The 26,557-nt window shown below is 39.4% G+C and carries 24 protein-coding genes and 1 tRNA gene; 7 read left to right on the forward strand and 18 right to left on the reverse strand.

The window, feature by feature from the left end; all coding sequences use genetic code 11:
- Positions 1-70: 70 nt before the first annotated feature.
- The 8 genes from LCH52_16405 to LCH52_16440 all read right to left on the reverse strand — a co-directional run bounded on the left by LCH52_16405 (position 71) and on the right by LCH52_16440 (position 11,971).
- The gene (locus LCH52_16405; GenBank protein ID MCA0390073.1) at positions 71-625 is read right to left on the reverse strand and encodes an Ig-like domain-containing protein; all 555 of its coding nucleotides are present in this window, start codon (positions 623-625) and stop codon (positions 71-73) included.
- A 36-nt stretch (positions 626-661) separates the two neighbouring features.
- Positions 662-1,027, reverse strand: a complete 366-nt coding sequence (locus LCH52_16410; GenBank protein MCA0390074.1) for a hypothetical protein — start codon at positions 1,025-1,027, stop codon at positions 662-664.
- Positions 1,028-1,048: 21 nt separating this feature from the next.
- A complete protein-coding gene (locus LCH52_16415; protein ID MCA0390075.1) occupies positions 1,049-2,350 on the reverse strand; it encodes an efflux RND transporter periplasmic adaptor subunit in 1,302 nt (433 codons plus the stop codon).
- A gap of 38 nt (positions 2,351-2,388) precedes the next feature.
- Entirely contained in the window at positions 2,389-3,717 is a 1,329-nt protein-coding gene (locus LCH52_16420; protein ID MCA0390076.1) for a TolC family protein, read from the reverse strand.
- Positions 3,717-7,073, reverse strand: coding sequence for a CusA/CzcA family heavy metal efflux RND transporter (locus tag LCH52_16425; GenBank protein MCA0390077.1), 3,357 nt, complete (start codon positions 7,071-7,073; stop codon positions 3,717-3,719). The genes LCH52_16420 and LCH52_16425 overlap by 1 nt, the downstream gene beginning before the upstream one ends.
- A 323-nt stretch (positions 7,074-7,396) precedes the next feature.
- Positions 7,397-8,740 carry a sigma-54 dependent transcriptional regulator gene (locus LCH52_16430; GenBank protein ID MCA0390078.1) on the reverse strand — a complete coding sequence of 448 codons (1,344 nt, stop codon included), beginning with the start codon at positions 8,738-8,740 and terminating at the stop codon, positions 7,397-7,399.
- 2 nt (positions 8,741-8,742) lie between these two features.
- Complete coding sequence (locus LCH52_16435) at positions 8,743-10,443, reverse strand: GHKL domain-containing protein (GenBank protein ID MCA0390079.1); 1,701 nt, start codon at positions 10,441-10,443, stop codon at positions 8,743-8,745.
- An 844-nt stretch (positions 10,444-11,287) separates the two neighbouring features.
- Positions 11,288-11,971 (reverse strand): helix-turn-helix domain-containing protein, encoded by a 684-nt coding sequence (locus LCH52_16440; protein ID MCA0390080.1) that lies wholly within the window; start codon positions 11,969-11,971, stop codon positions 11,288-11,290.
- A gap of 421 nt (positions 11,972-12,392) precedes the next feature.
- Here LCH52_16440 and LCH52_16445 point away from each other — a divergent pair, with 421 nt between their 5' ends.
- Genes LCH52_16445 through LCH52_16460 form a run of 4 tightly spaced genes read left to right on the forward strand, consistent with a single transcriptional unit; the run spans position 12,393 to position 15,308 of the window.
- On the forward strand, positions 12,393-12,635 hold the full coding sequence (locus tag LCH52_16445; protein ID MCA0390081.1) for a hypothetical protein: 243 nt from the start codon (positions 12,393-12,395) through the stop codon (positions 12,633-12,635).
- The gene (locus LCH52_16450; GenBank protein ID MCA0390082.1) at positions 12,625-12,879 is read left to right on the forward strand and encodes a hypothetical protein; all 255 of its coding nucleotides are present in this window, start codon (positions 12,625-12,627) and stop codon (positions 12,877-12,879) included. Before LCH52_16445 ends, LCH52_16450 begins: the two co-directional genes overlap by 11 nt.
- Complete coding sequence (locus LCH52_16455; GenBank protein MCA0390083.1) at positions 12,848-14,947, forward strand: DUF5906 domain-containing protein; 2,100 nt, start codon at positions 12,848-12,850, stop codon at positions 14,945-14,947. Before LCH52_16450 ends, LCH52_16455 begins: the two co-directional genes overlap by 32 nt.
- Complete coding sequence (locus tag LCH52_16460; GenBank protein ID MCA0390084.1) at positions 14,937-15,308, forward strand: hypothetical protein; 372 nt, start codon at positions 14,937-14,939, stop codon at positions 15,306-15,308. The genes LCH52_16455 and LCH52_16460 overlap by 11 nt, the downstream gene beginning before the upstream one ends.
- Before the next feature lie 891 nt (positions 15,309-16,199).
- On the opposite strand, the gene LCH52_16465 is transcribed toward LCH52_16460, so the two are convergent.
- From LCH52_16465 to LCH52_16500, 8 genes are all read right to left on the reverse strand, one after another.
- Positions 16,200-16,709 carry a hypothetical protein gene (locus tag LCH52_16465; GenBank protein ID MCA0390085.1) on the reverse strand — a complete coding sequence of 170 codons (510 nt, stop codon included), beginning with the start codon at positions 16,707-16,709 and terminating at the stop codon, positions 16,200-16,202.
- 404 nt (positions 16,710-17,113) lie between these two features.
- Entirely contained in the window at positions 17,114-17,869 is a 756-nt protein-coding gene (locus LCH52_16470; protein ID MCA0390086.1) for a DUF945 domain-containing protein, read from the reverse strand.
- A 9-nt stretch (positions 17,870-17,878) separates the two neighbouring features.
- The gene (locus tag LCH52_16475) at positions 17,879-18,361 is read right to left on the reverse strand and encodes a hypothetical protein (GenBank protein MCA0390087.1); all 483 of its coding nucleotides are present in this window, start codon (positions 18,359-18,361) and stop codon (positions 17,879-17,881) included.
- Positions 18,300-18,866 carry a host-nuclease inhibitor Gam family protein gene (locus tag LCH52_16480; protein MCA0390088.1) on the reverse strand — a complete coding sequence of 189 codons (567 nt, stop codon included), beginning with the start codon at positions 18,864-18,866 and terminating at the stop codon, positions 18,300-18,302. The genes LCH52_16475 and LCH52_16480 overlap by 62 nt, the downstream gene beginning before the upstream one ends.
- A 2-nt stretch (positions 18,867-18,868) precedes the next feature.
- The gene (locus tag LCH52_16485) at positions 18,869-19,042 is read right to left on the reverse strand and encodes a hypothetical protein (protein ID MCA0390089.1); all 174 of its coding nucleotides are present in this window, start codon (positions 19,040-19,042) and stop codon (positions 18,869-18,871) included.
- A gap of 20 nt (positions 19,043-19,062) precedes the next feature.
- The gene (locus tag LCH52_16490; protein ID MCA0390090.1) at positions 19,063-19,983 is read right to left on the reverse strand and encodes a hypothetical protein; all 921 of its coding nucleotides are present in this window, start codon (positions 19,981-19,983) and stop codon (positions 19,063-19,065) included.
- Positions 19,984-20,019: 36 nt separating this feature from the next.
- Positions 20,020-20,631 (reverse strand): hypothetical protein, encoded by a 612-nt coding sequence (locus LCH52_16495; GenBank protein ID MCA0390091.1) that lies wholly within the window; start codon positions 20,629-20,631, stop codon positions 20,020-20,022.
- A 15-nt stretch (positions 20,632-20,646) separates the two neighbouring features.
- Positions 20,647-21,348 (reverse strand): hypothetical protein, encoded by a 702-nt coding sequence (locus tag LCH52_16500; GenBank protein MCA0390092.1) that lies wholly within the window; start codon positions 21,346-21,348, stop codon positions 20,647-20,649.
- A 296-nt stretch (positions 21,349-21,644) separates the two neighbouring features.
- Between LCH52_16500 and LCH52_16505 the strand changes: the two genes are divergently transcribed.
- The 3 genes from LCH52_16505 (at position 21,645) to LCH52_16515 (ending at position 24,805) form a co-directional block, all read left to right on the forward strand.
- Positions 21,645-21,968 (forward strand): hypothetical protein, encoded by a 324-nt coding sequence (locus LCH52_16505; GenBank protein ID MCA0390093.1) that lies wholly within the window; start codon positions 21,645-21,647, stop codon positions 21,966-21,968.
- Positions 21,969-22,018: 50 nt separating this feature from the next.
- Complete coding sequence (locus tag LCH52_16510) at positions 22,019-22,966, forward strand: hypothetical protein (GenBank protein ID MCA0390094.1); 948 nt, start codon at positions 22,019-22,021, stop codon at positions 22,964-22,966.
- A 492-nt stretch (positions 22,967-23,458) separates the two neighbouring features.
- Positions 23,459-24,805, forward strand: coding sequence for a T9SS type A sorting domain-containing protein (locus tag LCH52_16515; protein MCA0390095.1), 1,347 nt, complete (start codon positions 23,459-23,461; stop codon positions 24,803-24,805).
- Positions 24,806-25,055: 250 nt separating this feature from the next.
- Here the strand turns inward: LCH52_16515 and LCH52_16520 are convergent, their stop codons facing one another.
- Positions 25,056-26,150: a site-specific integrase gene (locus LCH52_16520; GenBank protein MCA0390096.1), complete on the reverse strand. Its 1,095-nt coding sequence runs from the start codon at positions 26,148-26,150 to the stop codon at positions 25,056-25,058.
- 103 nt (positions 26,151-26,253) lie between these two features.
- Positions 26,254-26,343: transfer RNA gene (locus tag LCH52_16525), tRNA-Ser, on the reverse strand.
- Between the last annotated feature and the right edge of the window lie 214 nt (positions 26,344-26,557).

Below are 26,557 nucleotides of genomic sequence, written 5' to 3' on the forward strand. Positions count from 1 at the left end.
CGCCATCAGGCATACCGGAAGAGTTTAGTTATTACATTTCCAATTAATGGAACCCACGATCAACTGACCATCATCTGGTTTTGAAATGGAGCATCATTTGCCCCTGCTGAACGGAACCTCCATGTCCACCCATATTCCCCATACCTCCCATATTTCCTGATTGCATCATGCCTCTACCAATATGTATCATATAGTTTGTATTTGGTTTTAATAATGAATCAGGGGTAAAAGTGCACAGTTTATTGCCATCAGACCAGGTAAATCTTCCACCGGCAGAGTGAAACTGACTCATGTGATTCATTTTCATTGTATCCATCATCGCCATACCCATATTTGAATGATTCATCAATGAATCAAAACGACAATTTGAATCAGCAAATTCGAGCTCTGAAATGAGATGGAGATTACTTTCCACCAAGAGGGGGTCAACGGGCTCTGAGAACCGTATTTCAATCTTCTGATCTACGGGGACACCTGCTTGATTATCAGTTGGAGAAACCGTAAAATTTGAAGATGAATTCGTGAGAGAATCGTGGAGATCAGAACTCATTTCTGTGCATCCCGTCAGAACCAGGAGAACCGGAATACTTAATGAATATAAAAAGAATTTTATTGAGGTTTTCATTTGTTTGATCTTGCTTTTGAAATATAAATAGAATTGTTATTTAACTTTAAACCCGTTTTTAGTCAGGTTTTCTTTAGCTTTTTTTAGCGTTACTTGCTTAAGTTCCATCTTGCAGATCGGGCATTTTCCTGGTTCATCTGAAATCACATTCCAATCCATCTGATCTTGATAAACTTTGCCGTCTTTATTTTTATCAATCGACTTTAGATCAATAACACCTTTTCTGATCAATGGATTTTTATCGACAGACTCCTTTTTGTTGCCCATTTTTTCTGTCATTCCATTTTTATTATGAGCATTTTTATCGTTCGAGTGGGAATGGTCATGCCCTTGAGAATAGAGATTGATACTTAGCACTCCCAAAAGTGCAATAAACAGACTGAAATATTTGATTGTTTTCATTTTGTACTCCGTTAATATTGGTTAATGATTTTTGTGTTCTTCTGATTTTTTGGTTGATTTATCCACTACACCTTCTTTTTTTGGGGTAGATGTTTCTCCGTGCTGATGGCCCGAAGGCATACCTGATTTTAGCTGACTTTCCGAATCTATGAGGAATCCACCAGAGGCGGCAACCTCTTCATTTTCTTCCAAACCTTCCAACACATGGTATTTCTTACCATATTTACTCCCTGTTTTCACATCACGAGCCTCAAACATACCGTCAGAGGCTTTCACCCAAACTACTGTTCTTTTACCTGAGAATATTAATGCTTCAGCCGGCACCAACAATCCTTCACCCGAGGATGTTGAAAAAACAGTCTCACCATACATTTGAGGTTTCAATTTTCCACCTTTATTTGCAACTTCACTTCTGATTTTAATCGTCCTGGTTTTTGAATTAACCACAGGGTAAATAAAAGTAACTTTCCCGGTGAATTCTTCCTGTGGGAAGGCTTTTAAGTTTAATTTAACTGTAGCACCAATCCTGATTGAGCCCAGGTCCTTTTCGTTTATTTCTGAAATATTCCAAAGGGTTGATAGTTCTGCAATCTCAAAAATCGAAGACCCCTCATTGACATACACCCCTTCTTGCACTTTTTTCTCGATAACTGTTCCACTTGCCGGTGAGTAATAAGTAAGTAAATTTTTAATCTTCCGGGTCGACTCTATTTCAGTTATTTGTGCCGTTGTCATACCGAAAAGTTCAAGTTTGTTTTTGGCAGCAGCAACCAAAGAAGAGTTGTCAATCTGTTGTGCTCCGGTTAATGCAATAAGAAAATCATTCTGTGCCTGAACAAGATCGGGGCTGTAAATTTCGAAAAGAGGTTCACCTTTTTTTATATACTGGCCGGTTCTATCCACAAATAGCTTCTCAATTCTGCCGCTAAATCTTGCTGATATTACTTTTCTGCTTTGTTCGGCAAAATCGAGATAACTATAAACGGAAATTTCCTTGGTGAGTTTTTCGCGTAAAACCTTTACGATGGATACATTCGCCAAAATTTGTTTTTCCCCGCTCAGCGAGACCATCTTCTCCATGTCGGTCGCGCTTGAGCTTGCAGGTTCCTTCGGTTCTTCCGTTTTCTTAATTAGATCCATTCCACAAATAGGGCAGGCACCGGGCCCGTCCATTCTAACCTGGGGGTGCATTGTGCATGTCCAATATTCTTTTGCTTTTGGTTTTTCATTCTTGTTGTCCTTCGAATTTTCATTCCCGGAACAGCCAATGAACAAAAAAGAGAATAAAGTTAATATTTGTAATGAGTATTTAATTCCATTCATCTTGGTAGTCCTGATTTTCTTTTACCATTTTGCATTTATTATTCCGTAAGCTTTCCGCCAACCATCATCTCAATTTCTGCCAATGACATTTGGGTATCTGCCATTGCCATGTAATAATTCATTTGAACCATTAACATCATACGATAAGAATCCAATACCGCGGTTATAGTGCTTTTATTGTTCTGATAAGCAGATATCTGGGATTCGGTGGTTTGCCTGGTCAGGGGAATAATCTTTTTGTCATACAATTTTAACAATTCAGATGCAGTTGAAAACTTAACTGAAGCTTCCCTCAGTTTAACACCCATTTCCCTCTGCATATTACTTTTTTCAAAAGCAATACTGCTTATCCCCGCCGCCAGTTCTTGAGATTTCGCCTTGTATTTATTAATCGACCATGGAGCAAAAGGGAGGTTGATCGAGACCATTAAAGAATACATAAACTCCACCTTAGAATCGAGCATACCTAAATCTGACTGTGAAGTCAGTATCATTCCTTGTGGCATCACCATAAACATACCTTGAAGCATCAGATCAGGAATTAACTCCCTTTCATTTGCGTCAATCATTGCCCGATTCATCTCTATCATGTTGTCCATTTTTTTTAGAGTTGGATTTAAATCGGAAAGCAGCTTTTCAAGCTGGACTTGGCTGGCAGTCAATTTAATATCTGACACCTCCTCGGGTATTAGAATCATCGATCCATCTAAATTTCTGCCGAGCAACCCGTTCAACCGGTAGTTTTCTGAATCTTTCTGTTTCTCAAGAATAAGCACTTGTGTCTCATTTGTGGCTATTTCGCTCTGAATAGTCAGCAGGTCAACTTGATTAATCCGGTTAACTGACAAAGTGGTCTCCATCGACTTCATCAAATCAGAAAGGAGCTTGTTACTTTTCTTTTGGACTTCAATTTTGCGGTCAATTAGCCATAAAGTATAGTATGACATTTTTATTCTTCCAATAAGATTTACCTTGTACTCGTCAAAATTTTTCCCTTCTATCTTTGTATTTCTTCTCTCAACTTCAGTCATGGCACCAAGTTTGTCACCCAAGGGGAACATCTGCGAAAACCCTAGATTAATTGAGAGAGCCTGGGTCGGGAAAATCGGATTTAAAATTGGTACCTGGGAAAACTCCAAAGAAGCATTTGGAGCCGGATAATTGTTGATCGATTCAGCTCTAAATTCAGAGGCTTTAATTTTGAATTGCATCGCTTTTAACTGCGGGTTATTCAAAAGCGCTTCTTCGATCAAAGAATCAAGTGACTGAGCAGTTGAAAACGATTGTAAAACAGTAACCAGGACGATGAATGGAAATAAATTCTTAGGTCTGGTGTATCTTAAAAGCATGTCATTAAATAATTGCATTAATCTGCCTCCTTCATCCATTCAGCCATTTTTGATATGTCAAGCTTCCCCTTCTCAAGAGCATGCTCCTTCATCATAGCGAAGAGAATTGGAGTAACCACAAGAACATGCACTGCAGATGTAAGAAGCCCGCCTATCATTGGAGCAGTCAAGGGTTTCATTACATCTGCCCCTGTACCTGTTGACCACATAATGGGGACCAAACCAACCAGTGCTGTTGCGACTGTCATTAATTTGGGACGCAATCGGAGAACAGATCCCTCAACAGTAGCATCATAAATATCTTCTTTTGTTATCGGACCTCTCTTGCCATTATGATAATCGCGAAGTTTTTTGTCCAATGCCTCATGAAGATAAATCACCATTACCACGCCTGTCTCTACAGCAATTCCATAGAGGGCTATGAAACCCACCCAGACAGCCACTGAAAAGTTATAACCCAAAGCGTAAACCATATACATACCACCAATCAATGCAAAGGGAACTGACAACATAACCACACCTGCTTCAACATAGTTTTTCAAAGTCATGTACAACAAAAGAAAGATTATCATAAACACCACCGGCATAATATATTCCATTGTCTCCTGGGCTCGAACCTTACTTTCATACTGCCCGCTCCAGGTATAGCTGTATCCCGGAGGCAGATTCAAATTTTCTTCGATTACCTTCTTTGCATCCACCATAACATTACCCATATCTCTCCCGCGCGTATTCATAAAAACTATGGAACGCAACATTCCGTCCTCACTGCTGATCATCGGAGGACCGGTTAATGTTTTAATTTCCGCAAGTTCAGCCAGAGGCATATATGTTATTGAGTTCTCGTCATTCGATGTCAGTGATGAATTATTAGCATCTTCAACTGAGGAAGGAATGACACTGGCGTTACTCGTTTTTCCCATGGAAGACATTCCTCCGCTTGAAGAACTGCCACCCTTACTGCCTCCCGATAGATTCATACCGGAGGATTGCGAGGGCATGCCTCCTGCGATTGCAACCGGTATTATCAAATTTTCAATATCTTCAATATTATTTCGATAATCTTTTTCATAACGCATGCGAATTGGGAATCTCATTCTGTTCTCGATTACTACACCGAGATTTTGGCCTCCTATTGCAGTTTCAATGATGTCCTGAATATCAGAAATATTTACGCCATAGCGTGCGGCAGCATCTCTTTTAACCTTGATATCGAGATAGTAGCCGTTTTGAACCCGCTCTGCCACAACATCCGCGGCACCATCAACTGTCTTTAGCAATTGTTCGGCTTTAATGGCATATTCTTCAAGAGTATCCAAATTAGAACCGAAAATTTTAAATCCTACATCGGTTCTCACTCCGGTTGAAAGCATGTTTATTCTGTTGATAATAGGTTGTGTCCACCCGTTTCTCACTCCCGGAATTTGCAGTTTCGAGTCCAATTCAGCAATAATATCCTGTTTCGTAATTCCGGGACGCCATTCGCTTTTTGGCTTTAACAAAATAATCGTCTCGATCATACTTAGAGGGGCATTATCTGTTGCAGTCTCTGCCCTTCCTGCTTTTCCTAAAACATGATGTACTTCCGGTACTGCCTTTATTATTTTATCCTGTTCCTGAAGAATTCTGTTCACTTCTGAAATTGATGCACCCGGAAGGGTAACAGGCATATATAAAATTGATCCTTCATCAAGGGGTGGCATAAATTCACTCCCCGTATCAAGGATCATTGGTATCGTGATTACTAATGCAATTAAATTAAGGGCGATTGTAATTTTTCTATGTTTCAGCACCCAGTGAATTATCGGCTCGTACAGTCTTTTGAAAAATCTGGTTGTCGGATTCTTATCTTCAGGCTTGAAGTTCCCTCTCATAAGCATTGTCATCAAAACAGGTATCAAAGAAATGACCACTATTGCTGAGCCAAGCATTGCGAATGATTTCGTAAATGCCAAGGGTTGGAACATCTTCCCTTCCTGCCCGGTGAGAAGAAAGACGGGTAGAAAGGAGACCAGAATAATAAGTTCGGAAAAAAAGATAGCTCTACCTACCTGTTTGGCAGAATCAACCGAAATCCTGGTGTACTCTTCTTTGGTAAGAGCCCCTTTTTCAGAAATAGCTCTTGCCAGATTGCGATATGCATTTTCAACAAGAACTATAGAGGAATCCACGATTACCCCCACCGCAAGTATTATGCCTCCCAAACTCATAATATTTGACGAGATATCAAAAATATACATTAATATGAATGCAATCAGGATGGAAATCGGAAGTTCAATTAGTATTCTGATAATACTTCTGAAATGTAAAAGAAAAATCATTACCATTATTGCAACTGTTATTGAGGCCTCGATCAGAGCCCGTTCCAAAGTTCCCACGGCTTCATGGATCAAGGTACTTCGATCATAAGAACTTACAATCTCGACCCCATCGGGCAACCCCGGAGTGATCTCTTTTATTTTCTCCTTAACTCGCTCAATTACTTTTTGAGCATTCTCACCGGTTCGCATCACAATTATACCACCGACAGCCTGACCCTCTCCATTCAGCTCAAGAGAACCCCTTCTGATATCCCCGCCCAACTGTACTTTTGCAACATCTTTTATCATGATGGGAATACCGTTAGGACCACCTCTAATAACTGTGTTTTCAACATCCTCAATTGTTTTAATGTAACCTTGCCCCCGTACAAAATACTCGGCATCATTTACTTCCAATATCTTGCCCCCGACTTCATTGTTACTTCTTTGGACAGCATTTACCACATCGCTGACGGTTAAATTATAACCGCGCAAGTCCGTTGGATTTACATCAACCTGATACTGCTTAACAAAACCTCCGATACTTGCTACCTCGGCTACTCCATCGACAGCTGATAATTTGTATCTAACATACCAGTCCTGAATGGAACGCAGAGTCCCCAGGTCCTGGTTGTCCCCCTTTAAGGTGTACCAAAATACATGGCCAACTCCTGTTCCATCGGGACCAAGAGACGGAACCACTCCCGAGGGCAATTGAGCCTGGATTGTATTCATTCTTTCCAGTACTCGGTTCCTTGCAAAGTAAAGATCTACATTATCTTTAAAGATCACAAATACAAAAGACATACCAAACATTGACGAGGCTCTGACAGCCTTGACATCAGGTAAACCTTGAAGCCCTGAAACAATCGGATAGGTAACCTGGTTCTCAATTATTTCAGGAGAACGGCCCATCCACTCTGTAAAAATTATGACCTGGTTCTCTGAAAGATCGGGAATTGCATCCACTGGAAGGTTTATGACGCTATATATTCCACCTCCAATAATCACAAAATAGATTAGAATAACAATAAAACGATTGTTCGCCGACCAATCAATAATCTTTTCTATCATCACAATTCTCCTCTACCGGAACCCGGCATTCCTCCGGTTCTGGTTATTTTTGGGGTATTCGCGAACGGAGTTTGGGAGAGCGGAGTTCTTTCCTGCTTGTCAGCAGTGATTATTAAATAACATATGTATAAAATGATCCCGATTGAAATCAGGTAGAGCGAGAAAATTGAAAGTTGAATCAGCATATTCCAAATCTTATAAGTGATTATACATTTTATCAACAATCATGCCATTTTCAATAATTGCGTTTATTGCTCATTTACCCAAAACTCTGGACAGTCTCGCGTAGGATTTTAAAGAAAATTTAAAATTAATTAAAAGATTTAAAAATCGTTTTCAATTTTGAAATTCTTAATCTTACTGTATAATGTGGGGAGCGATATCCCAAGAGACTCTGCAGACCTTGTTTTATCCCACTTAAAGTAGTTTAAAACTTTCTCAATGTGCTGTCGCTCAATCTGTTCGAGACTAAGCAGCACATCTTCCGGTCTATGCCCGGTATCCTCTTGTTTTTTCACTAAAATATTTTCCATCAGAAGCATATCCCCCTTTGTAAGTACAATTGCCTGCATTAAAAGGTTTTCCAACTCACGAACATTACCTGTCCACGAATATTCCTGCAAATATTTAATTACCTCGTCAGGTACTTTCATCACCGACTTATGGAGTTCCAAATTAATTTTTCTGACGAAATGGTTGATGAGAAGTGGAATATCTTCCCGTCTTTCTCTTAATGGGGGAAGCTCAAAGTTGACGACATTTAACCTGAAATAGAGGTCTTCCCTGAATTTTTTCTCTTCCACCAATTTCTCCAAATTGTTGTTTGTCGCAGCAATAATCCTGGCTCTTACAGGAATTGTATCGTTCCCACCAACAGATTCAAATTCCCTTTCCTGAAGTACCCTGAGAAGTTTCGCTTGAAGATTAAAAGACATTTCTGATATCTCGTCGAGGAAAATTGTTCCTCTGTCAGCCAATTCGAATTTCCCTTTCTTATTTTTGACAGAACCTGTAAACGCACCTTTAACATGACCAAAAAGCTCACTTTCAAGCAGAGACTCAGTAATCGCAGTGCAGTTAATCGCAACAAAAGGAAAATTTCTGGTAACCCCTCCATAGTGGATTGCCTTCGCTACCAGTTCTTTGCCCGTTCCACTCTCGCCCCTGATCAACACGGTTACTCTATTATCTGAAACTGAACCTATTTTCTTAAATATTTCCTTCATCTTTTCGGTTTTACCAATAATTGTGTTCTCTACATTTACTTCCGTATTGGAGGAGATCACTTTAATAGTCTCGCTCAATCTTTTGTTTTCAAGAGCTCGTTGTATGGAAATTCTTAGCCTTTCTGTCTCTATTGGTTTCTCAACAAAGTCATAAGCCCCCTTCTGTATCGCCTGAATCGTGGTCGACATGTCATCGTGTGCTGTAATGATAATCAGATGAATTGAGAGTTTTAATCTATGAAGTTCATCCAAAACTTCCAGTCCGCTCATTTTCGGCATTCGGATATCGGAAATAATAAGATCAGGATTTTCAGACAGCGCAAGCTCAATTCCTTGTATCCCATTCTCCGCAGGGATTGCAAAATATTTCCACCTCCTTAACAAAGTTACGAGCGACTCTCTGATAGACTCATCATCATCGATAATTAATATTTTTTCCATTCCTAACTCCTCCTGACAGGCATTATTATTTCAAACTCAACTTGATTATCTTCGCGAAGATTCACTTTTATTTCTCCATGATGCTGTTCAACTATATTTCGGGAGATCGACAATCCCAATCCGGTCCCCGAAGCTTTATTGGTATAAAATGGTTCAAAAAATTTCTCAATCTCAGGAAGTTGTGAACAACTGTTTTTTATCCTCAGAGCAAAAACGCCCCTCGATTCATCAAAATCAGAGATCAGTTCGATGATACCGTGCTCTTCGCTTGCTTCAATTGCATTATCAAGCAGATTAAGTAAAACCTGTCTCATCTTATCAGAATCGATTTCCAGGTTGACATCTTCAACAAAATTCCTCACATTAATATCCTTCTGTTGCAACTTGATTTTAACTTCTTCAATGATATTTTCTATAAACCGATCCAGAACGACAGATGAATAATTTAGAGTATAAACCCGTGACAACTGCAAAACATCGTTGACCAAACCATTCATCCTGTTTATTTCCTTCTGAATAATTCTAAAAGATGAATTATCCTCCTTTGATAGAACCAAAGATTCCATTAGCATTTCAACATTTAACTTTATTGATGTGAGTGGGGTTTTTATTTCGTGCGCCATTATGGTCGACATCTTACCAAGAGCTGCAAGTTTTTCAGAATGGGCAAGCTCTCTCTCCAATTTTTTTAAGCGGGTAATATCAAGTCCAACAAAGAGGAAATCGGATGTATCGTAAACTGTCTTTATTTTTGAGAAGGATAAGAGGATTACTTTTTCATCGATCTCGCCAGGCACTGTTATTTCTTCGTTATGATGACCATCTTCATTACTCGAATTGACCATCTGCCTCAATATCTCCTTACCCTTAAAGATGGGGAGTGTATCCAACTTTTTCCCCTTTATATTCTGTGGGTTATCGTTAACAAGGGATTCAAATTGTTGGTTTATTTCCAAAATTGTCAAGTCTTCTCCGACGAGAGCAATCGAAGCGGTAGACTTGTCAATGGCGTCTAATAAAAGATTTATCCGGTTTTCTTTTGCCATTAGTTCCAAGGCATTTTTCTTTAATGAAACTGAGAGTTTGTTAAATGCAGCCGAAAGCTCTCCTATTTCATCATTTGACGGATATTCAAATTGGACACCTAACTCTCCCATCTCAATTTGGACGGCCTGTCCTTTAAGTTTTCTCAGCGGGTTCGAGATAATCTGAATTACTGCAAATGTCATACTGAGACTAACAATAATCCCTACAAATAAACTGATCAAAAAGTATTGTATGAGATCAACATTTGAATCGATACCAAACAATATTTTTCCCAAAGGTATTTGGATAACAAGTATTACGATCGGGACGATAATTATTGAACTAAAGAACATCTTTCGCTTAATACTAAAATGTTCGATTTTATCAATTGTTGCTGGAAACATGTTGTACTTGCCTATGCTTATGCCGGTAAAAAGGATCACTCCGGAAAGAAATGCTAAAGGACTTACTTCTACCAAACTATAAAAACCATACAACCATGGTAATAACAGACCTGATGTAAATGTAAATAAATTTGTGATGACTACGCCAAGAAGAAAAACTTTCAATTGTTTTTTTAGCTTAATATCGTTTTCTTCAGATATGTTTTGGATAGTGATAAATATAGAATAGATAATGAGAATTAAATACCATACTAAGAAGAGGGGGTAAGCCATCTTGAAATTAACTTGAAATGTACCAAAATGGGAATGAGATACTTTTATTAATAATCCTGACCACAAAAGCACTAATATGATGATGGATGGAGCCAGAATAAATAAACTCTTAAACATTCCCAGTGTCTTTTTCTTTGTCAGGTCCATCGACAGGAATGTAGTAGTAACAAGTATCAGGAGCAAAAAAGAGTGACAAGATATGTCAAGAATTGTTACATCCTTGTTATACATTAATAAGAAATGTATCCCGTGTGATATAAGATATCCAAAAATCAGGATTAGTAAAAGGATCAGGAGTTTACTCGTCCTGTTTCCTGTATCTCTTTTCCAGACTACAAACAGAATCCCTGCCGCTCCAATAAAAGTTGCTACCAGAAATAGAAAATGGAAAAACATATCTTGCATTATCAGGCTTGCTTATTTAAATTTTTGAAAGGATTATGGATAAATTAACAAATTTTTCCATACAATTTGGTGAAGTTTATTATTCGGAGGGATAGGGTAGGTGTAAATGTTTCTTTAATTGAGCTGATAAAAACAAAAAAGATCAGACTCTCATTTGATCTTTTTCCGGCGGAGAGCCAGGGATTCTGCCGAAGGCATCCCTGCGGGAGAACCCGGAAATCAGACTTATTTAAAACAAAAAAAGACCTGATTTCTCAGGCCTCATTCTTTGCGGAGAGCCAGGGATTCGAACCCCCTATTTGTATACCACTCCAAAAAACGCTTTTTTGATTTGAAATCGCAAAATATTGGTGCATTCCGGTTGAAATATTTCCCATTTTTGTCGGTAATAGTGTGCAATAAATGTACAAATTTTTTATTGGGGTATTGCATAAAATTTTCACGATTCCGTCCTCCGATCGGCTAGAAAAAAATCCAGATCGCTCTTCTTGTAAAAAATCTTTCCATCTTGCTTGATGTAAGGAATGGCCCCTATCGAATTGTAATTGTAAAGCGTTTTTTGTGTCACCTTTAAATAAGAGATGGCCTGCTTAAAATCCATCATCATACTGCTCGATCGGTCGCCTGCAATAATTTTTGGAAAATCCTCTTGGGCCTTCAATACATAGTATTGTCGCAAACCATCATCATCGGGGTTCAACAGTATCTCAGATATGACACCTTTTGTATCGGGCGAGAGAACACAGTAGACAGTGATCACATTTTCCCTTGAAAGGTTGTGAAACTCATAGACCAATCGGTTAGTCCGGTTTGTTGAAAGTTTCACTTCAACATCGTAAGGTGAGGTTAATAGCCCGCTCAGATAATGGCTTTCTCGCATTATCAAAAACAATACACCTCGATTACCTACATCATACTGAATTGTGGCTTTGTTTTCACTGTCAAAAAGTGGTTTATCAAAGATGCGTATCCTACCAGGATGAAAATGTTCTGACCTCTTCAATCCCAAATCTTGTGCGTAGTCCGGGGTGATCGTCTCCTCTAAAAGGATTTCTTTAATCCCGTAGCGATTTATTCCATCCTCATAGGTGATAATCTTCTGTAGATTAATGAGTCTCTTCACTCATGTCCTTTCATATGGGGATGTCACACTCTGCAAATCGGTGTGACAGCGGGTATTACAGTTATGGGGGTGTAAAAAGTGCGTTTTTGGCCTGTAATTATGTATTTTAATGGCTGTGTCACAGTGTCACAGGTGTCACACCTCATTTTCATAACTATTTCAAAAAATAAGCTATAAAAAAATAAAAAAATATTTTTTGTTTCTGAAAACTTAATTTAGGTAAAATATAGTGTGACAGTGTGACAAACTGCGTTTATAGCTCAAATTCGCAGAAAAAGTGTCACACTTACCTAAAATCAGATGTGACATCAAGCGTGACAGGTGTGACAGAAAAAAAATTTTTTTGAATCCCACTTGACACTTTCAAGATTTTAGCGTACACTTAATACAGATACTAAAATAAAATTTGAAGGAGGTAACCATGACAACTATCGAAATCAATCTAAAGGAGCTTCTATCCGAGCTCGAGATGACTCAAAGCGAATTCGCGACGGAAATCGGTTTTTCCAGAGCCGCTTTGAATGTCGCCCTCAATAAAGGTCGATGTACAGTCAAAATGATCAGAGCAATAAGAAATTTTATTGCCGGTAAAGAAAATATTAACCTGAGTAACTTCATACTTAAGAGAAGTTATGATAAATTAGAGGAAAACGATGTTAGTTAGAGATAAATTTAAGCTAGCATGGCTCACATTTAATGGTTTTAAGTGGAGTCGAATACAAACAAGTGAAACCGGAACATTTGAGTATATCTTTGATGGTACGAAAGATGAAAAGGAATGCTTAAGACAGTATGGTTCAAATGATGCCATGTCTGTCAAAGAGTTGAAGGAAGAACTTCAGCTCAATCAATATAGATCACAGGAGTCAATCACCAATGAAAGGAAAAACAATATCAATATCAATTAATAAGAATTTAACCGAAAAAATTAGAAAACAAAAGGGTAAGGAATACATAAACTCTATCAGCCGTGACGGCTGGGAACCCCTAACTGTAGACCCATTCAATCTTACCGGAGATTTTTTCTCCTCATGTGCGCAGTATTTTGCAGAACTGTTCGACTACTCCAAAGGTAAAGACCACCTCAACACTGACTTTTCCTCGATTTCAGCTATAGTCCTCGATTACGATGCCAAGGATGGAAGTATTACATCGAAAGAAGCCGATGAGCTCATCAAAAACATGAACTTCAAAGCTTATCTTGTTGGTGGAAGTTCATATGACCCCCTTGTTAAGGACTCATTCAGAATCATCTTCCCTTTAGAAAAGCAAATAGGAGGCATGGAGTTATCAGAGATCATAAACTTGATAGCGAAGTCCAAAACTCCATTTGCGAAAGGACTGGACCCGACAGCCGGCACCATGAGATTTTGGCAACCGGCATCATCCGCACTGTATTCAACGAACGAAGCAACTGAACTTCTGTCAATTGAGAGGATAGAAAAGTACTTTAATATCCCGGTGGTTAGAAAGCTCGATGAGATTGACTATAGCAAAGCCAAGCGTCAGGAAACAAAACTTCTGGATGGGATAGTTGATATAACACTTGAAGCTAGTTCAGGTGAGTTCAAACTTGGTGAGTTATCGTTAAAGGAAGGTCAGAAAAAGCAATGCTTCTGCCCAGACTGCGGAAATAATCCCGGCAGGAGTAATAAAGGAAAGAACAACGCCTTTATAAGCGTGAATTCTAAAGGAGCTTACTACTTGTATTGCAGTTCTGAAAGCAAAACAATATGGTTTGAACCTAATGTAGAGTTGGCCACGGAGCCGTATTATGTTCTTGGGAAAGCCGTTTACGAGGTTTCAGTAGAAGATCACAAAATATGGGTAACAGAGGTTAGAGATAAAATATTCTTCATTCGAGCCAAAGTTGCGAATAACAAAGATCTTGAAGACAAATTTTTCGCTCACATTGTCAACAACAAGTTTATCAGCACTAGCTTTAAAGTGGAATACCTTCACTCCGCTGAGTGGGAGAAAGAAGAGTTCGAGCGTGAGGGAAATACATTGCGATTAAAGATCCCGGCAATACCGGTTCAAACTCAGGACAATCAATTCATTGAGAATGTTTTAGATGAATGGTTTGGGAATTACAAAGATTTTATAAAGGAGTGGTGGGCTTCATACTGCTACACCAACTTTGTGAAGCTTCCTACATTACTGCTTACCGGAAAAAGAAGTACAGGGAAAAATACTTTTGTTGAAATGGTTATGAAATCCTTCCCTAACTCAGTAGCTACTCCAATTGATCTCGATGCCAGGTTCAATCCATATGTGGAAAGGAAGTTGATTTTCTTAGATGAGCACCTCGAATCGGGAGTAAAACAGTATAAACTGTTGAAACAACTCAGCGGCTCTGATTTCCTTCAGATGGAAAAGAAATTCGCTGATCCTGTTCAAGTCAGGAATAACTTGAATGTAATTATCGCCAGTAACGACTCTACGCCAATCTGGCTTAAGAGAAATGAAGTGCCTGCCGATGAGATCAGGAATCAGTTCTTCGCTTGGGAGTTTCCGACATTACCGTCCAACAAGATGGATGCTCAACTGAAAGAAAAACTAGAGGAGAGGATAGGGCACTACATAAGGACCGAGTTACTAGAAGTTTTTAATTCGATTAAAGGAAATATGAAAAACTTCCGTTACGCCATCCCGGTTCCGATTACCGACCCCCTGAAGGAAATGTATAATCGCTCTGTTTCTCCTAATGAGGAGGCTGCCGATGAATTCATAGAAGAGTGGGAGAATAGCCTTATTGGTTTCAAAAAGGAGGTCAGACCTTCAGAGATCAAGAAGTGGTGCAAAGATAACAGCGTGAATAGCACCTGGCTGATAAAGGAGCTAAAGGAAAGAAAATGGATGAGCTCAGAACTGCAACAGAAGAGAGATCATGGCAAGCAATACAGATCTTATGAAATTCTAGATCCTGTTAACAATAAACTTAATAATCAAGGAGGAAAACCCAATGACGAATAATCAATTACAGACAATACTAAATGCAAATCCGACACTTTGTCTTTACGGATTTGAAGACAATTTGAACCATAAAATAGGTTCATATGGAAATGTAAGCACTGCTACAAGCCCGATGACGGAAAAATGGATACCGAACATTGAAAAATGTATTGAATGGCTTTCGAGACAACAGGTAATCAGAAGATTCTATGCGGACAGGTATTCTCAGAATCTTAAGGTGTGTGTTGAACAAGAGTCGAAAATGTATATCCCTGCGGGGTGCATGATTGTCGCATGTATTCATCTTGGAATCCCGTGGAAAAGACGAGAAGGCACGCCGGACATTCTGATCCCGATATCAACAAAACACATGAGAAGTTAAACAAGCTGGGTAAACCCCAGCTTTTTTTTATCCGGTTCAAGCACTTCGCCGGCATTTGAAACATGTTACGGGAACATGTTACAGAGCGACCTTCATACATGCAACAATTGGCTAAAAAACATTGATTAGAGAGTAAAAACAAAACATTTTTAAGCTAACTTGCACCAACTGATGATGAATTTTCGAAAGCAAAACAGTTGACAAAATTTAAGGTTCCATAGTGTACCCCCCTAGAATGGGACCCAATAAAAAATATCTCAACAGGTACACCCGCTTTGTTTACCCACCCCCGTCATTTAAATTTTCAATTTATAATTTGGGGGGATTAAACAACTGAAGATATGCCAATTACTTAGAAATCGACTTCAATACAGCCCTTAAAAATAAGAACTGATGAGAGAAACATAGAAAAAAGCAGGAGAAAAATCCTCCTGCTCAGAAAACTAAACCAACCAAGACTTGAAAATTTTGATTAGTCTTTCATCTTTGCTGAATCTTGATTTCATATCGTATTCGTCTTTCATAGATATAAAGACAAGATATTCTCTGCCTTCAACATTCTCAAGACAGACTTTAGTCAGAGTATACCCTGGAGGTCTCATCTTTTTGAAATCCGGTATTACTTCATTCGGTATTGAAAATATACCGGAAGAAGGTAACTTGTAGTCCCAATCTCTTTCGTTAATAAAGACGAATGGAAGCTTACGCTCTTCTGATTTTTGCTGCATACTTATACTTTAGCTCCTATAATTTATGTTGTGATTCTATGAGTTCTATATAATCTTACTGTTGAGCAAGATGTTAATTAGCCAGCTCAACATAGATTTCTAGTTCTTCAGCTATCAACTTTGCTCCAACAATTCGTTGTTGTAAACAATCTGGAGAACCGTTTTATCTTAATTTTATTTGAAATGCACTTATAAGACCTTCAGCTGATCTTTTTCTGACATCAATCAAATTTGCACCACTTGCTAGAGATTTTGGGATGGAAATAGTAAATTCCTGTTCCTTACCAGGCTGAATTTCAATTCTATAGAAATAATTTGCCAAGTTACCTAAAAGTTCTTCGTTTTTCATTAAAAAGAGATCCTCCCCTACTATTATAAACAATTCAAAGCCTGTATTTTTTACTTTCAGTTTCAAATTGGAAACCGTCGCTCCTGAAGTGTCATAAGATATAGGGGTTAGTTTTATCTCTATTTTGCGCTGTATCTTAGTAAGGCCTTCTCTTCCTTGGTACGAATAGGATATACTAAAGTCCCTGTTCAGCATCGTAATACTGGGTGTGAGTTTTGATGAATCAATTTTGACTTCGGGCTTTGGTACGACTTTTACCTCTTCTTTACACCCTGAAATTAACAGAGCAATGATTATTGTTGTTAGACTGAACAAAGCTTTCATGATTATATTCCTTTATATATTATTGAGACTGTCTTATTGATCTAAATAATGTAAAAACAAAAAAACGGAAACCATCCCTTGGGCACACACCTCAGCACATCATGCCTTGGCTATGACCAAAAGTCGGTTTCCGTTTTAAATCACGTAAAAAAATTACCCGTGAAGATTCTTAAAAGGTTGAAATCAACAATTGTTTCCCAAGGACAATTTGTGATCTGAGGCGTTTAATCGGTAGAATTTTATTCCCGGAATTTCCTTTTTTTATCGGAAACAATATTATGAATTCTATTTTTCTAAACCAAGAACTTTCTGATAAATATTAAGGGCAGCGTGGCACTTGGCATGATGCACTAACACATCCGGTCCGCATTTAATCCGACTCCTGTCGGAACCCTCTTAACATTTTACAGATTGAACAGTTTACTCACTTGCATCTGGTAGCCGGCTCTGAGTCGCTTGTCAACGACATGGGAGACATACCAGGTGAGGTAGTTGTATAGTGCCCACTGATTAACGGCTTCTGGTTGTTCATCGATGAATTTGGTCACTTTCTTCCCAAGCTCTGACTTGACTTTCTTGCTCAGATCCTCAGTCACCTCAAGATTTTGCAGGATTTGGAACCTGTTCTGAATGACCGGGATCTGTTCATAGGTCAACTCAACCTGTTCCTTGAGGTTATCCACCCTGATCCCTACTGTGTGCCTGGCATAGAACTTGGCAAGCACCTTCCCGAAGATCATTCCGTTGCTACAGATACCTCTGATGGCACCCCAGAATAAACGAACGCCTTCACTTCCATCGTAGCTGTTGTGCAGATAGAGACTCAGAGCAATGTCACTCCTGCCATCGTTAAAGGTTAGATCAGGGAATGTTACTTGAAGTCGCATCCTTGAGTCATTCACGAATGAGTGACTTTGGTCGATGTACCACTTGGAATCGAGATTGTGAAGTTGATCCATGAGTGGGATAATCACTTCTTCATTCCTCACCAGACGGTAGGTATCAGACATTACCGAGATCAGTTCGTTCTTCTCCTGATGAACGATGCTCTGATAATCAGGTGAAAGGACGGGAAAACCGTCCTCACCTTCATAGTAGACCTTGCGAGACTCAACAGGGAAGAAGAACGGTGCAAGCTTATACATTTCTGTACTGGTCATGGCTCATCCTCACTTCGTTCTAGCAATGAAAAGGCTCACGGCGATAGACTTGGCATCCATCAAGCCTCCCAACTCTGTCTGTATCTTAACTGCATCCCTGCACGACTGTAACATGATCTCATAGAGATTGTCACCCTGCTTCGGAGCTTCAGCCGGTGGTGTTGGTGGCGTTGATTCTTCCTTCGAACCGTTAGCGGATGTCTCGACTGCCATTGGCTTTACTTCATATTTGGTTATGATCTTTGAGCCTTTCTGTTCAGCGAGCTTTGATATCGTTAACTTTGTGCCCTTCTTGTGTTCTCTCAGTACAGCATGCACTTCATCCGGCGCAAAGAAGCTGTATTCAGTTGCTCCGTCGCCATTCTTAACTGCGTACAGGTAGTATTCGCCATACTGGCTCTGTCCAATGACCGGCGAATCAAACATCAGTTCAATCTGTACCGGCTGATTCAATTGCAGATCCAGCTTCTTCCTCTGTTCGTTCTGCATCATGGTCTCCTTCCTTAAGTTTATATGTGAACTCCGGCTGTCCCTTGGTGACCTTTACACCTTTAGGCGGATTCATGTGGCTAGCGCAGTATTGTTTGATCTTTGCCATGTCCGGTTTGTAAGTCTCAGGCACCCTTGACAGCATCTCCATCCGTGCGTGTTGCAGGAAAAGCTCAAGATTCTCGATCTCGATCTTGTCAGGTTTCTTGTGCAACTTGAGGATTCCGTTCGGGAGATCGATTGTCTTCTCGCCTGAAGCTCTTATGAAAGCTTCCAGAAGCCTTTCGATCCTTTCGACCTTATCCTGTAGCTTTGAGTTCTTCTGTAAAGCCCACTCCTGAATCAACTTGACTTCCTTATCAGCCTGTTCGAAGTTCTTGGCTATCTCATTTTGAAGATTCTTCACTTCGATGAGAAGAAGATCGAAGTGGGCCCTTTCCGAGACCACTTCTTTCTCTTCTATCTCACGAAGGAGATTTTCCATGAATTGATGTCCTTCATGTATCATGGTTAGTCCTTTCCATCACCAAAATATTGTCTTAGGGTTTCTTCTGCGACCATAACCGCAATAGTCAGTAATACTCTTTCCCAACCCATTTTATCCTCCTTTTGAATAAAGTGATCGTAATCTGTTAACTTTTCTGGTTTGTTTGGGTCGTAATACCAAAGCTCTGTCGGTAACATTCGACCTCCGTGTTTATTAGCTATACATATAGCTCATCCTCCATCTGTAGCTCCATACCACAGTGCTGACATCTGTTATCGAAGAGTCCCAACTGGTATTTCGTTTGTTCGAGACAGTAGGGACACTGGATGTAAACCTGATCATTCAGATCCTTTTTTTTATTATAGCCGTAGTATTGCTCAAGCATTTCGTCATCCGTGTACCAACTTCGTCTCCTGGGAGTATAGGATTTGTAATCTTCAACACCCTCACGATTGATCGTCAAGACATGGTTGTTCTCCATGTTGTAGTAGTGATAACCAATCTCACCGAGTGAGAAGCCTCTTCGCTTGCTGTTGTTGATCTGAAGTGCCTCCTGCATGATCTCCCTCTCGCTACAGAAGTAGAAGATATCGTCATACTCGCTGTAGTACAGCTGGAGGGGATTATCCTTCTTCACGAGTGTTAGGGTGTCTGGATTCTTTGCATCAATCACAGCGAAGGCGAAAGATCCTTCAAGTTTCTCAAAGACATGCTTGAATCTGTCTCCATTCTTCTTCTTTGACAGCACTTCAAGGATGGCAATCGAATCCACTTCAGCATCTCTTCTCCGGTTGGCGAAGATTTCACCATCGTTCCAGATCATACCGTTATGGACAATGCAGAGCCCTGAAGCATCGAAGAGGGGGTGATTATTCTTGTTGTTCTTTTCAGTCCCTTGAGTCTTAGCACGGGTGTGTGCAATGAGTATCTTCGGTAACTCAAGGTTCTTCCAAGCTGGTTTGGTTACAAGAACGGACGATCGAACCGGCTCTTTGAATACATTAAGTTTACCTCCCTTTACAAATGCGAAACCCGAGGCATCTCTACCCCGGGTCTCAAGTATTGAAAACATTGTGGTTACTTTGTCTTTGTTTGGTCGTTTGTCGCCAAAGCAATAGTAGCCCATGATACCACACATAGAGTATCCTTTCTATTTAGAAATTTATAAGTTTGGTTAGGCTTTGATTGGTTTGTGGTGTTTACAGAGGGATTTTAGAAGGTTGGCTATGATCTCAGGGGATTCACTTCGGAGCTTGAGGGTAAAACCGATCCTTCGGTTACCATCAGTCTCGATAACCCTCCAAGGCAATCCGTGCAGAAGTCGATACTCCATTAACCTGTCCTTTAGGTCGATGGAAACCGATACATCATACTCTTCTCTATCAACAAGTCCAAAGACATATACCGGTTTGCTGACATGTCCTACAAGCTCACGGATTCTTGAGAGCCCAATATCCTTTGAGTTGATCTTTATCATCTGCTTTCTTTTTTTCTTCGAGTAAAGCCATGTCCGGCAGAGATTAAGAATCTCTTCTCTATCGTTGGGAAGTATGACAGGATTCTCAGGCATTTCCGGATCACTGCCGAACTTTTCATAGCATTCATCACAAAGACAAGAGTCATCTGTGTAATGACCATCCTCAGCGTGCAGTAACTCATCGCACTCTGAACAGGTGCTGAATCGTTCGCGATAGCAAGTGATACAATAAGGCTCTTCAAACGCCCACCAGATCTCATCTTCATCAAGAGGCTCGTTGCATGCTTCACAGTATGAATGGTTTAACATTATCGAACTCCTTTCTTAAGCTGCGAGGCCCCAGTTGGGCAGTATGTTTTGATCCCAATCCAACTTCTTGTTGATCAGTTTGGTTAACTCAGTCAATCCTTCCTGACAGTCATCCGGAATTGTGACTAACATCGACTCTAACTTTCGAAGGAATGTCCTTGATGAGAGGTTTTTTTTGAAATCTTTAAGGTTCAATCCGTCTTCAGTAACCGCGATCACGGTCAGCTTCGCAAGTGTTAGTGTCACGAGTGCAGTAGTGGGCGACAGGCACCAACTTCCCGGTGTCCTGTATTCCATTCCATGAGATTTCTCACGGTAGGCAAGTCTTTTTCCGTAACCGGTGTTCTCACGGGATTTCCTTTGTGCTCTATCATCGATACAATCTGATAAGGAGTACAGTACTGTATCCAGTGAATCGACGATGTTGGGTTGTGGGTTAACTGAGAGGTGGATGTGACCTCCGATTGGATAACCGCTCTGGTAATGACCTGAGAACATCTCAAGCTCAGGGTGTTTTTCATGCCCACAGCCGATGATGATCTTTAGTTTTGCTGTTAAATCGATAGGGGATTCAGAGAATCCGGGTCTTAACTCTGCAACTGAATTGCAGCCATCGAGACCGAAGGAAGAGTTTCGTTTGAAGAATTTTGATGCCGGTACAAAAGCTCCGTCGAGCCTTAAAATTAATTCCGGATCGCAACCGATAGTGAAAGACATAGTAACTCCTGTTTGTTAGTATGTCTTTCTTATACCAAATAATTACTTGAACTCTTAGCTATCTTAAGCAACCGTTAACATCTGCTATATTCTGATTCACGGTTGGTTCATGTTGATTAGAATTACTTAACTTTTCATAACTCACTCTGTAGATGAGTATACTTTATTGATGTGTAATTGTTCTTGCAGATTAGCTATAGAATATTTATCTTTCCAACGGCTTTTTACTCTTATTTATCGTTTATACCTACCTAGGATTAACCTAGACCCATAAATGAATAAATAAAGAGGTAAAGATGGAAACATCGAACACAAAAGCCAACGCATCATCATCTAGCGAATCTAAAACCACCCGTAGAATTCCGCAAAAGAGGATAGAGGCGCGGAAAGACAATTTAATTAAGTTAGGAAACCAAATCGCAGAGGTGGAAAAGCAAATTGCAGATGAAAATTCTGAAATTGCCAAACTGAAAGAATCTAATTCTTCAGAATATGCGATTAGAGGCAGGCAAGAACAGATTAAAGTTCTTGTCAGTAACAGAGAGAATCTCATTGTTCAATTCGAACGAGAGAGTAACGATCTTACACTTGCGATTTCCCGCAATACTAAATTAAATTGATTTCTAGGGTGCTGTGTTTTCACAGCACTCTTTTTATTTTTTGGTAAGGTATGGATATAAAATACGAATTAGCAGAAGCCTATAAAGACCTCATCTGGAAAATCTCACGCCAAGAATTCCACTCCGCACTTGCAAAAGTTCGATTCATCCTTGAAAAAATTTGTGACTATCTCTATCTCCACTTCCTGGATAAAGACTTTTATCAAATTCCACTCAGTAAAAAATTAGAGCGAATTCAAAACACACGAGGAATCTCTGTAGATGTTTATTCACAGATTAAAAGTATTCAATACTTGAGTAATGTCGGCCACCATGATGAATCTGTTGACGCAAGATATTTTCTCCAACCGGCTCTTATAAGTTTATCTTATGTTGTTAGATGGTTATTTGAAGAAGTTCTCAAGGAGAAAACGCCTAAAAGATACTACTTCTATGAGTATTTCCAGACGGATAATGGCCTGATATTAAAGAATTTTCTACCGAATGGGTCATACGATTTCGAGGAAAAGGTTATTCTAAATAGCCCCCTCGAGTATGATTATCAGGGTAAGATAGCTTTTCTAAAGCGAAACGACTTCAATCTGTTTATTGTAATTCCCACATCTCTTACATCCGAAATGATAATCAGGCCAGAATGTGAATACCTTCGTGATAAGGTCAAGGATATGATTACTGAAAAATTACAGACAGTAGGCTTAAGTCGAAAGTTCTCAGTGATGGTAATCAGTGATTATCTCTACTTTTCCTACGATTTCATTTCATTTCAAAATGCTATCATGATCGGGACTTATGAGAATCAGTTCTTTTGTTCTGTTGTACCCCGTGGGATTGTTAAAGAAGATATTTCGGAGGAGTTCTTCATAATTGAACACATTGCCAATACCTATCTTTGTGTGAAGACCGCATATAAACATTATATCGGGAAAGAAATTGACAGGTTGTTAAAAAATCCGATACTAGATGAATATTTAAAAAGAGTAGTTTCATCTTTGAGGTGATCCCCATGAAGTGGTATTAACCATTGAAATCGTATTTCATCTAAGATTGGTAACACAAGACTATCTTCGTTGAATCCCCTAAGACTGCTGAATTTTCTAGCCTTCATACCTCTCAAATATTTTTCGCAATCATCGCATTTCACAATCTTTTCAACCTTTATGATGAAATTGAATCATTGATTGTGATGCTTCGGACCACTTAATTTTTAGTGAGGTTAATGAACTGAACATCGGACTTTAATTCTCAATTGCTCATCTTTTTGGTGAAGTCGGAAAATATGAGTAAGTTTTAGGGCATTTTTTTACCCACAATAAATTTAGAGGCAGTATATGAAAACCTTTTACAGCAGGTTGTTAATTCTAATCGGCATATTATCATTTATAACTTTCGGACAGATCCCTGATTCGTACCGTGAATCTTCCAAGCATGAACAAAACCTAAGGCATGAGCGAGACGCTCTACAGAAGCTTGATAACCGAGAGAATCCCGATTTGGACTCAAAGTTTGAGAGAACTCTCCGAATCAAAAAATCAGATGTATATTCAGGGGGTGGATTATTTATACTACTTTCTCTTGTTGGAGATGACGAGCGCTACACTTACACCTACGACGCAAATGGAAATCGATTGAGTGAGTTGAGGGAGAATTGGCAAAACGGTGCATGGGTTAATATTAGGAGATATACTTACACCTATGACGCAAACGGGAATCAATTGACAGAGTTGTGGGAGGATTGGACAAACGGTGCTTGGGTGAATGATTCAAGAAGAACTTCCACCTATGACGCAAATGGGAATCGATTGACGCGTATTCGTGAGAATTGGCAAAACGGTACATGGGTGAATGATTTCAGAGGATCCGCCACCTATGACGCAAATGGGAATATATTGACTTACCTGTGGGAGGATTGGACAAACGGTGCTTGGGTGAATGATCAGAGAGACAGCTATACCTATGACGGTGACGACAATACATTGTCCTTTACGAGAGAGGATTGGGAAAACGGTGCATGGGTGAATCAGTGGAGAGAAACTTACACCTACGACTTTAATAATAATTTATTGACTGATTTAAGGCATAGAATGGAAAACGGCGTATGGGTTAATAGTTATAGATACACCTATACCTATGATACAAATGGGAACCAGTTGACATGGTTGAGTGAGCCTTGGCGGAACGGTGCATGGGTGGGTGAAGTTAGAGGCACATTTAATTATGATGCAAATGAAAATCGATTGACAGAGTTGTGGGAAAATTGGCAAAATAGTGCTTGGATCACTACTCGTAGAGTAACCTACACCTATGACGCAAGTGGAAATCAATTGACTTATTTGACGGAGAAGTTGGAAAACGGTGCATGGGTGAATTGGGTGAGATACACTTACTCTTACGATTCTTTCAACAACACAATATCTGCAAGTTGCCATTTATGGTCAAATAATAGTTGGGTGTTAACGCCGAATCAATGTGAATTTTACTACAACAACAAGCAAGATAATGTGTCCATCTCTTCAACAACGGCAACTGCTACATATCAGTATATCACCGGTGTTGAAGATGGGCAGTCAGAAGTAGCCTCTTACGAGCTTTCACAAAACTACCCGAATCCGTTCAATCCGGTAACCGTTGTGCGTTTCGCGTTGCCGGTTGCGGGTGATGTGTCAATAGTGGTTTACAACTCTCTGGGTCAGGAAGTCGCGACACTTGTTAATGGATATCAGGAAGCCGGAAGGCACACGGTTACCTTTGATGCGTCAAAACTGACATCTGGTGTTTATTTCTACAGGCTAACTACTGAGCAAGGTTCGATTTCAAAAAAGATGACTTTGTTGAAGTAGTTAGTGGCTTTAGCTTAACATCACCGAAGATGAAAACAAAGAAGAGCATGTGGATAGATAAGAAATTTATCGATCCATATGCTCTTTCTTTTTTAACTAGACTTTTAAAGGTTCAAGTTAAGTTGCTGTTTAGACTCGACGATTTGATGTTAAGGTTTGTTAAGGTCGATTAACTATCACCTAAGCCACTTTATGCGAAAAAGTCATTATTCAAACTGGAATTCATTCATCCTGACGCTTTAGCATTAGATCAATCAATCTTTAAGTTGTCGAGCTTTTTAACTTCAGAGTGTAAATGTGCCGGCGAAAGATGTGCGTAGATTTTTACCGAATCTTGATCACTATGTCCTAGAAGCTCGGCAAGTGCATTAAAGTTTACACCTTGCATCGCCAAGTGGGAAGCAAAGCTATGCCTAAACTTATGAACATTTCCTTTGAGTCCCACCTTCTTGAGTATTCCTTTAATTATGTGTAACGGAACATTTTTTGAAATCATTTTGTAACTTTTCGGGGTGTAGAACACATAGGTTTCGTTTTTTCTAACCTGCTTTTGAAGTATTTCGATTGCATGTTCGTTGAGTCGAAGAATTTTTACTTTGCGATTCTTTGTAGTAATATCTTCATTTGATGTTATCTCCATAAAGGGATGTGGCACATCGAGGTGCACATTCGACCATCTCAGGGTTCTGATTTCTGCATTTCTTAATCCAGTGAAAAGAAGAAACCTGAAGAAGGGACGCCAGTGGTCATTCAACTTTTCAAAAATGATTTTTAACTCATCTAAGGAATAGAACTTAACACGAGGTTTTTCAATTATCTTGAAAGGTTCTATTCCCGTAACGGGATTTTCTTTACATGCTTTGATCTTTATTCCATGTACAAAGAGTCCGATAAGATATTTTCTGCAACTGTTTGCTGTCTTTTTTGCCCATGGTTTTTCAGTGAAATCATTTGATCCCAAAACCTCGTTCAAGAACTTCTGAATATAGTTAGACTTCATAAGTGAGACATCTTTAGCAGCGAGACTGAAGTACTTAGTTATGTATTTCAAGAAGGGTTGAGCATAATTATTATAGCGTTTAATCGAAGATTCGGCAAAATGATGAAGTTTGGTTTCCGCGTAGTCTGCAATGAGGTTTTCCAATGATATCGGATTAATCGAATCCAATCCGAACCTTCCCTCGTCAAATTGCCTGATTAGTCTTGCTCTTTCACGTTCGGCTTCCTGCTTGGTCCCTACTACATAGCGGTAATGCTCACCGGCGTACCGGTAGGAGACCCCATATGAATAACCTTTTTTTGTCTTCCGCCTCGTGAGGTTGATTGAAGGGATTTTCTTTTTCATATGCACATTTCCCATTTTTTGAGGTTAAAATGTACAAAAAATGTGCAAATAAAAAAAATAGCCCTTTATCTAAGTTGTTTCAGATAAAGGGCTTATTGTCAATTGGCGGAGAGCCAGGGATTCGAACCCCGGATACCCGTGAGGATATAACGGTTTTCAAGACCGCCGCATTCAACCACTCTGCCAGCTCTCCATTTTTCGTATTACCGAAAATTTAGACCACAAATATATTATTTTTTTCAATTTCCGACAAATATTTTAGACACAACTAAATAAATTATGTAATAACACAATAGAAATGACACTGCTACGACTCGATAGAAATGACACTCAAATTAATAAATTAGGTTTCAAAAACAGGAGACCTAAGATTGGGATCAACATTTCAAATGAGTCAAAGAGAAATA

The sequence above is a fragment of the Bacteroidota bacterium genome (assembly GCA_020161395.1).
Classification (GTDB): domain Bacteria; phylum Bacteroidota; class Ignavibacteria; order Ignavibacteriales; family Ignavibacteriaceae; genus UTCHB3.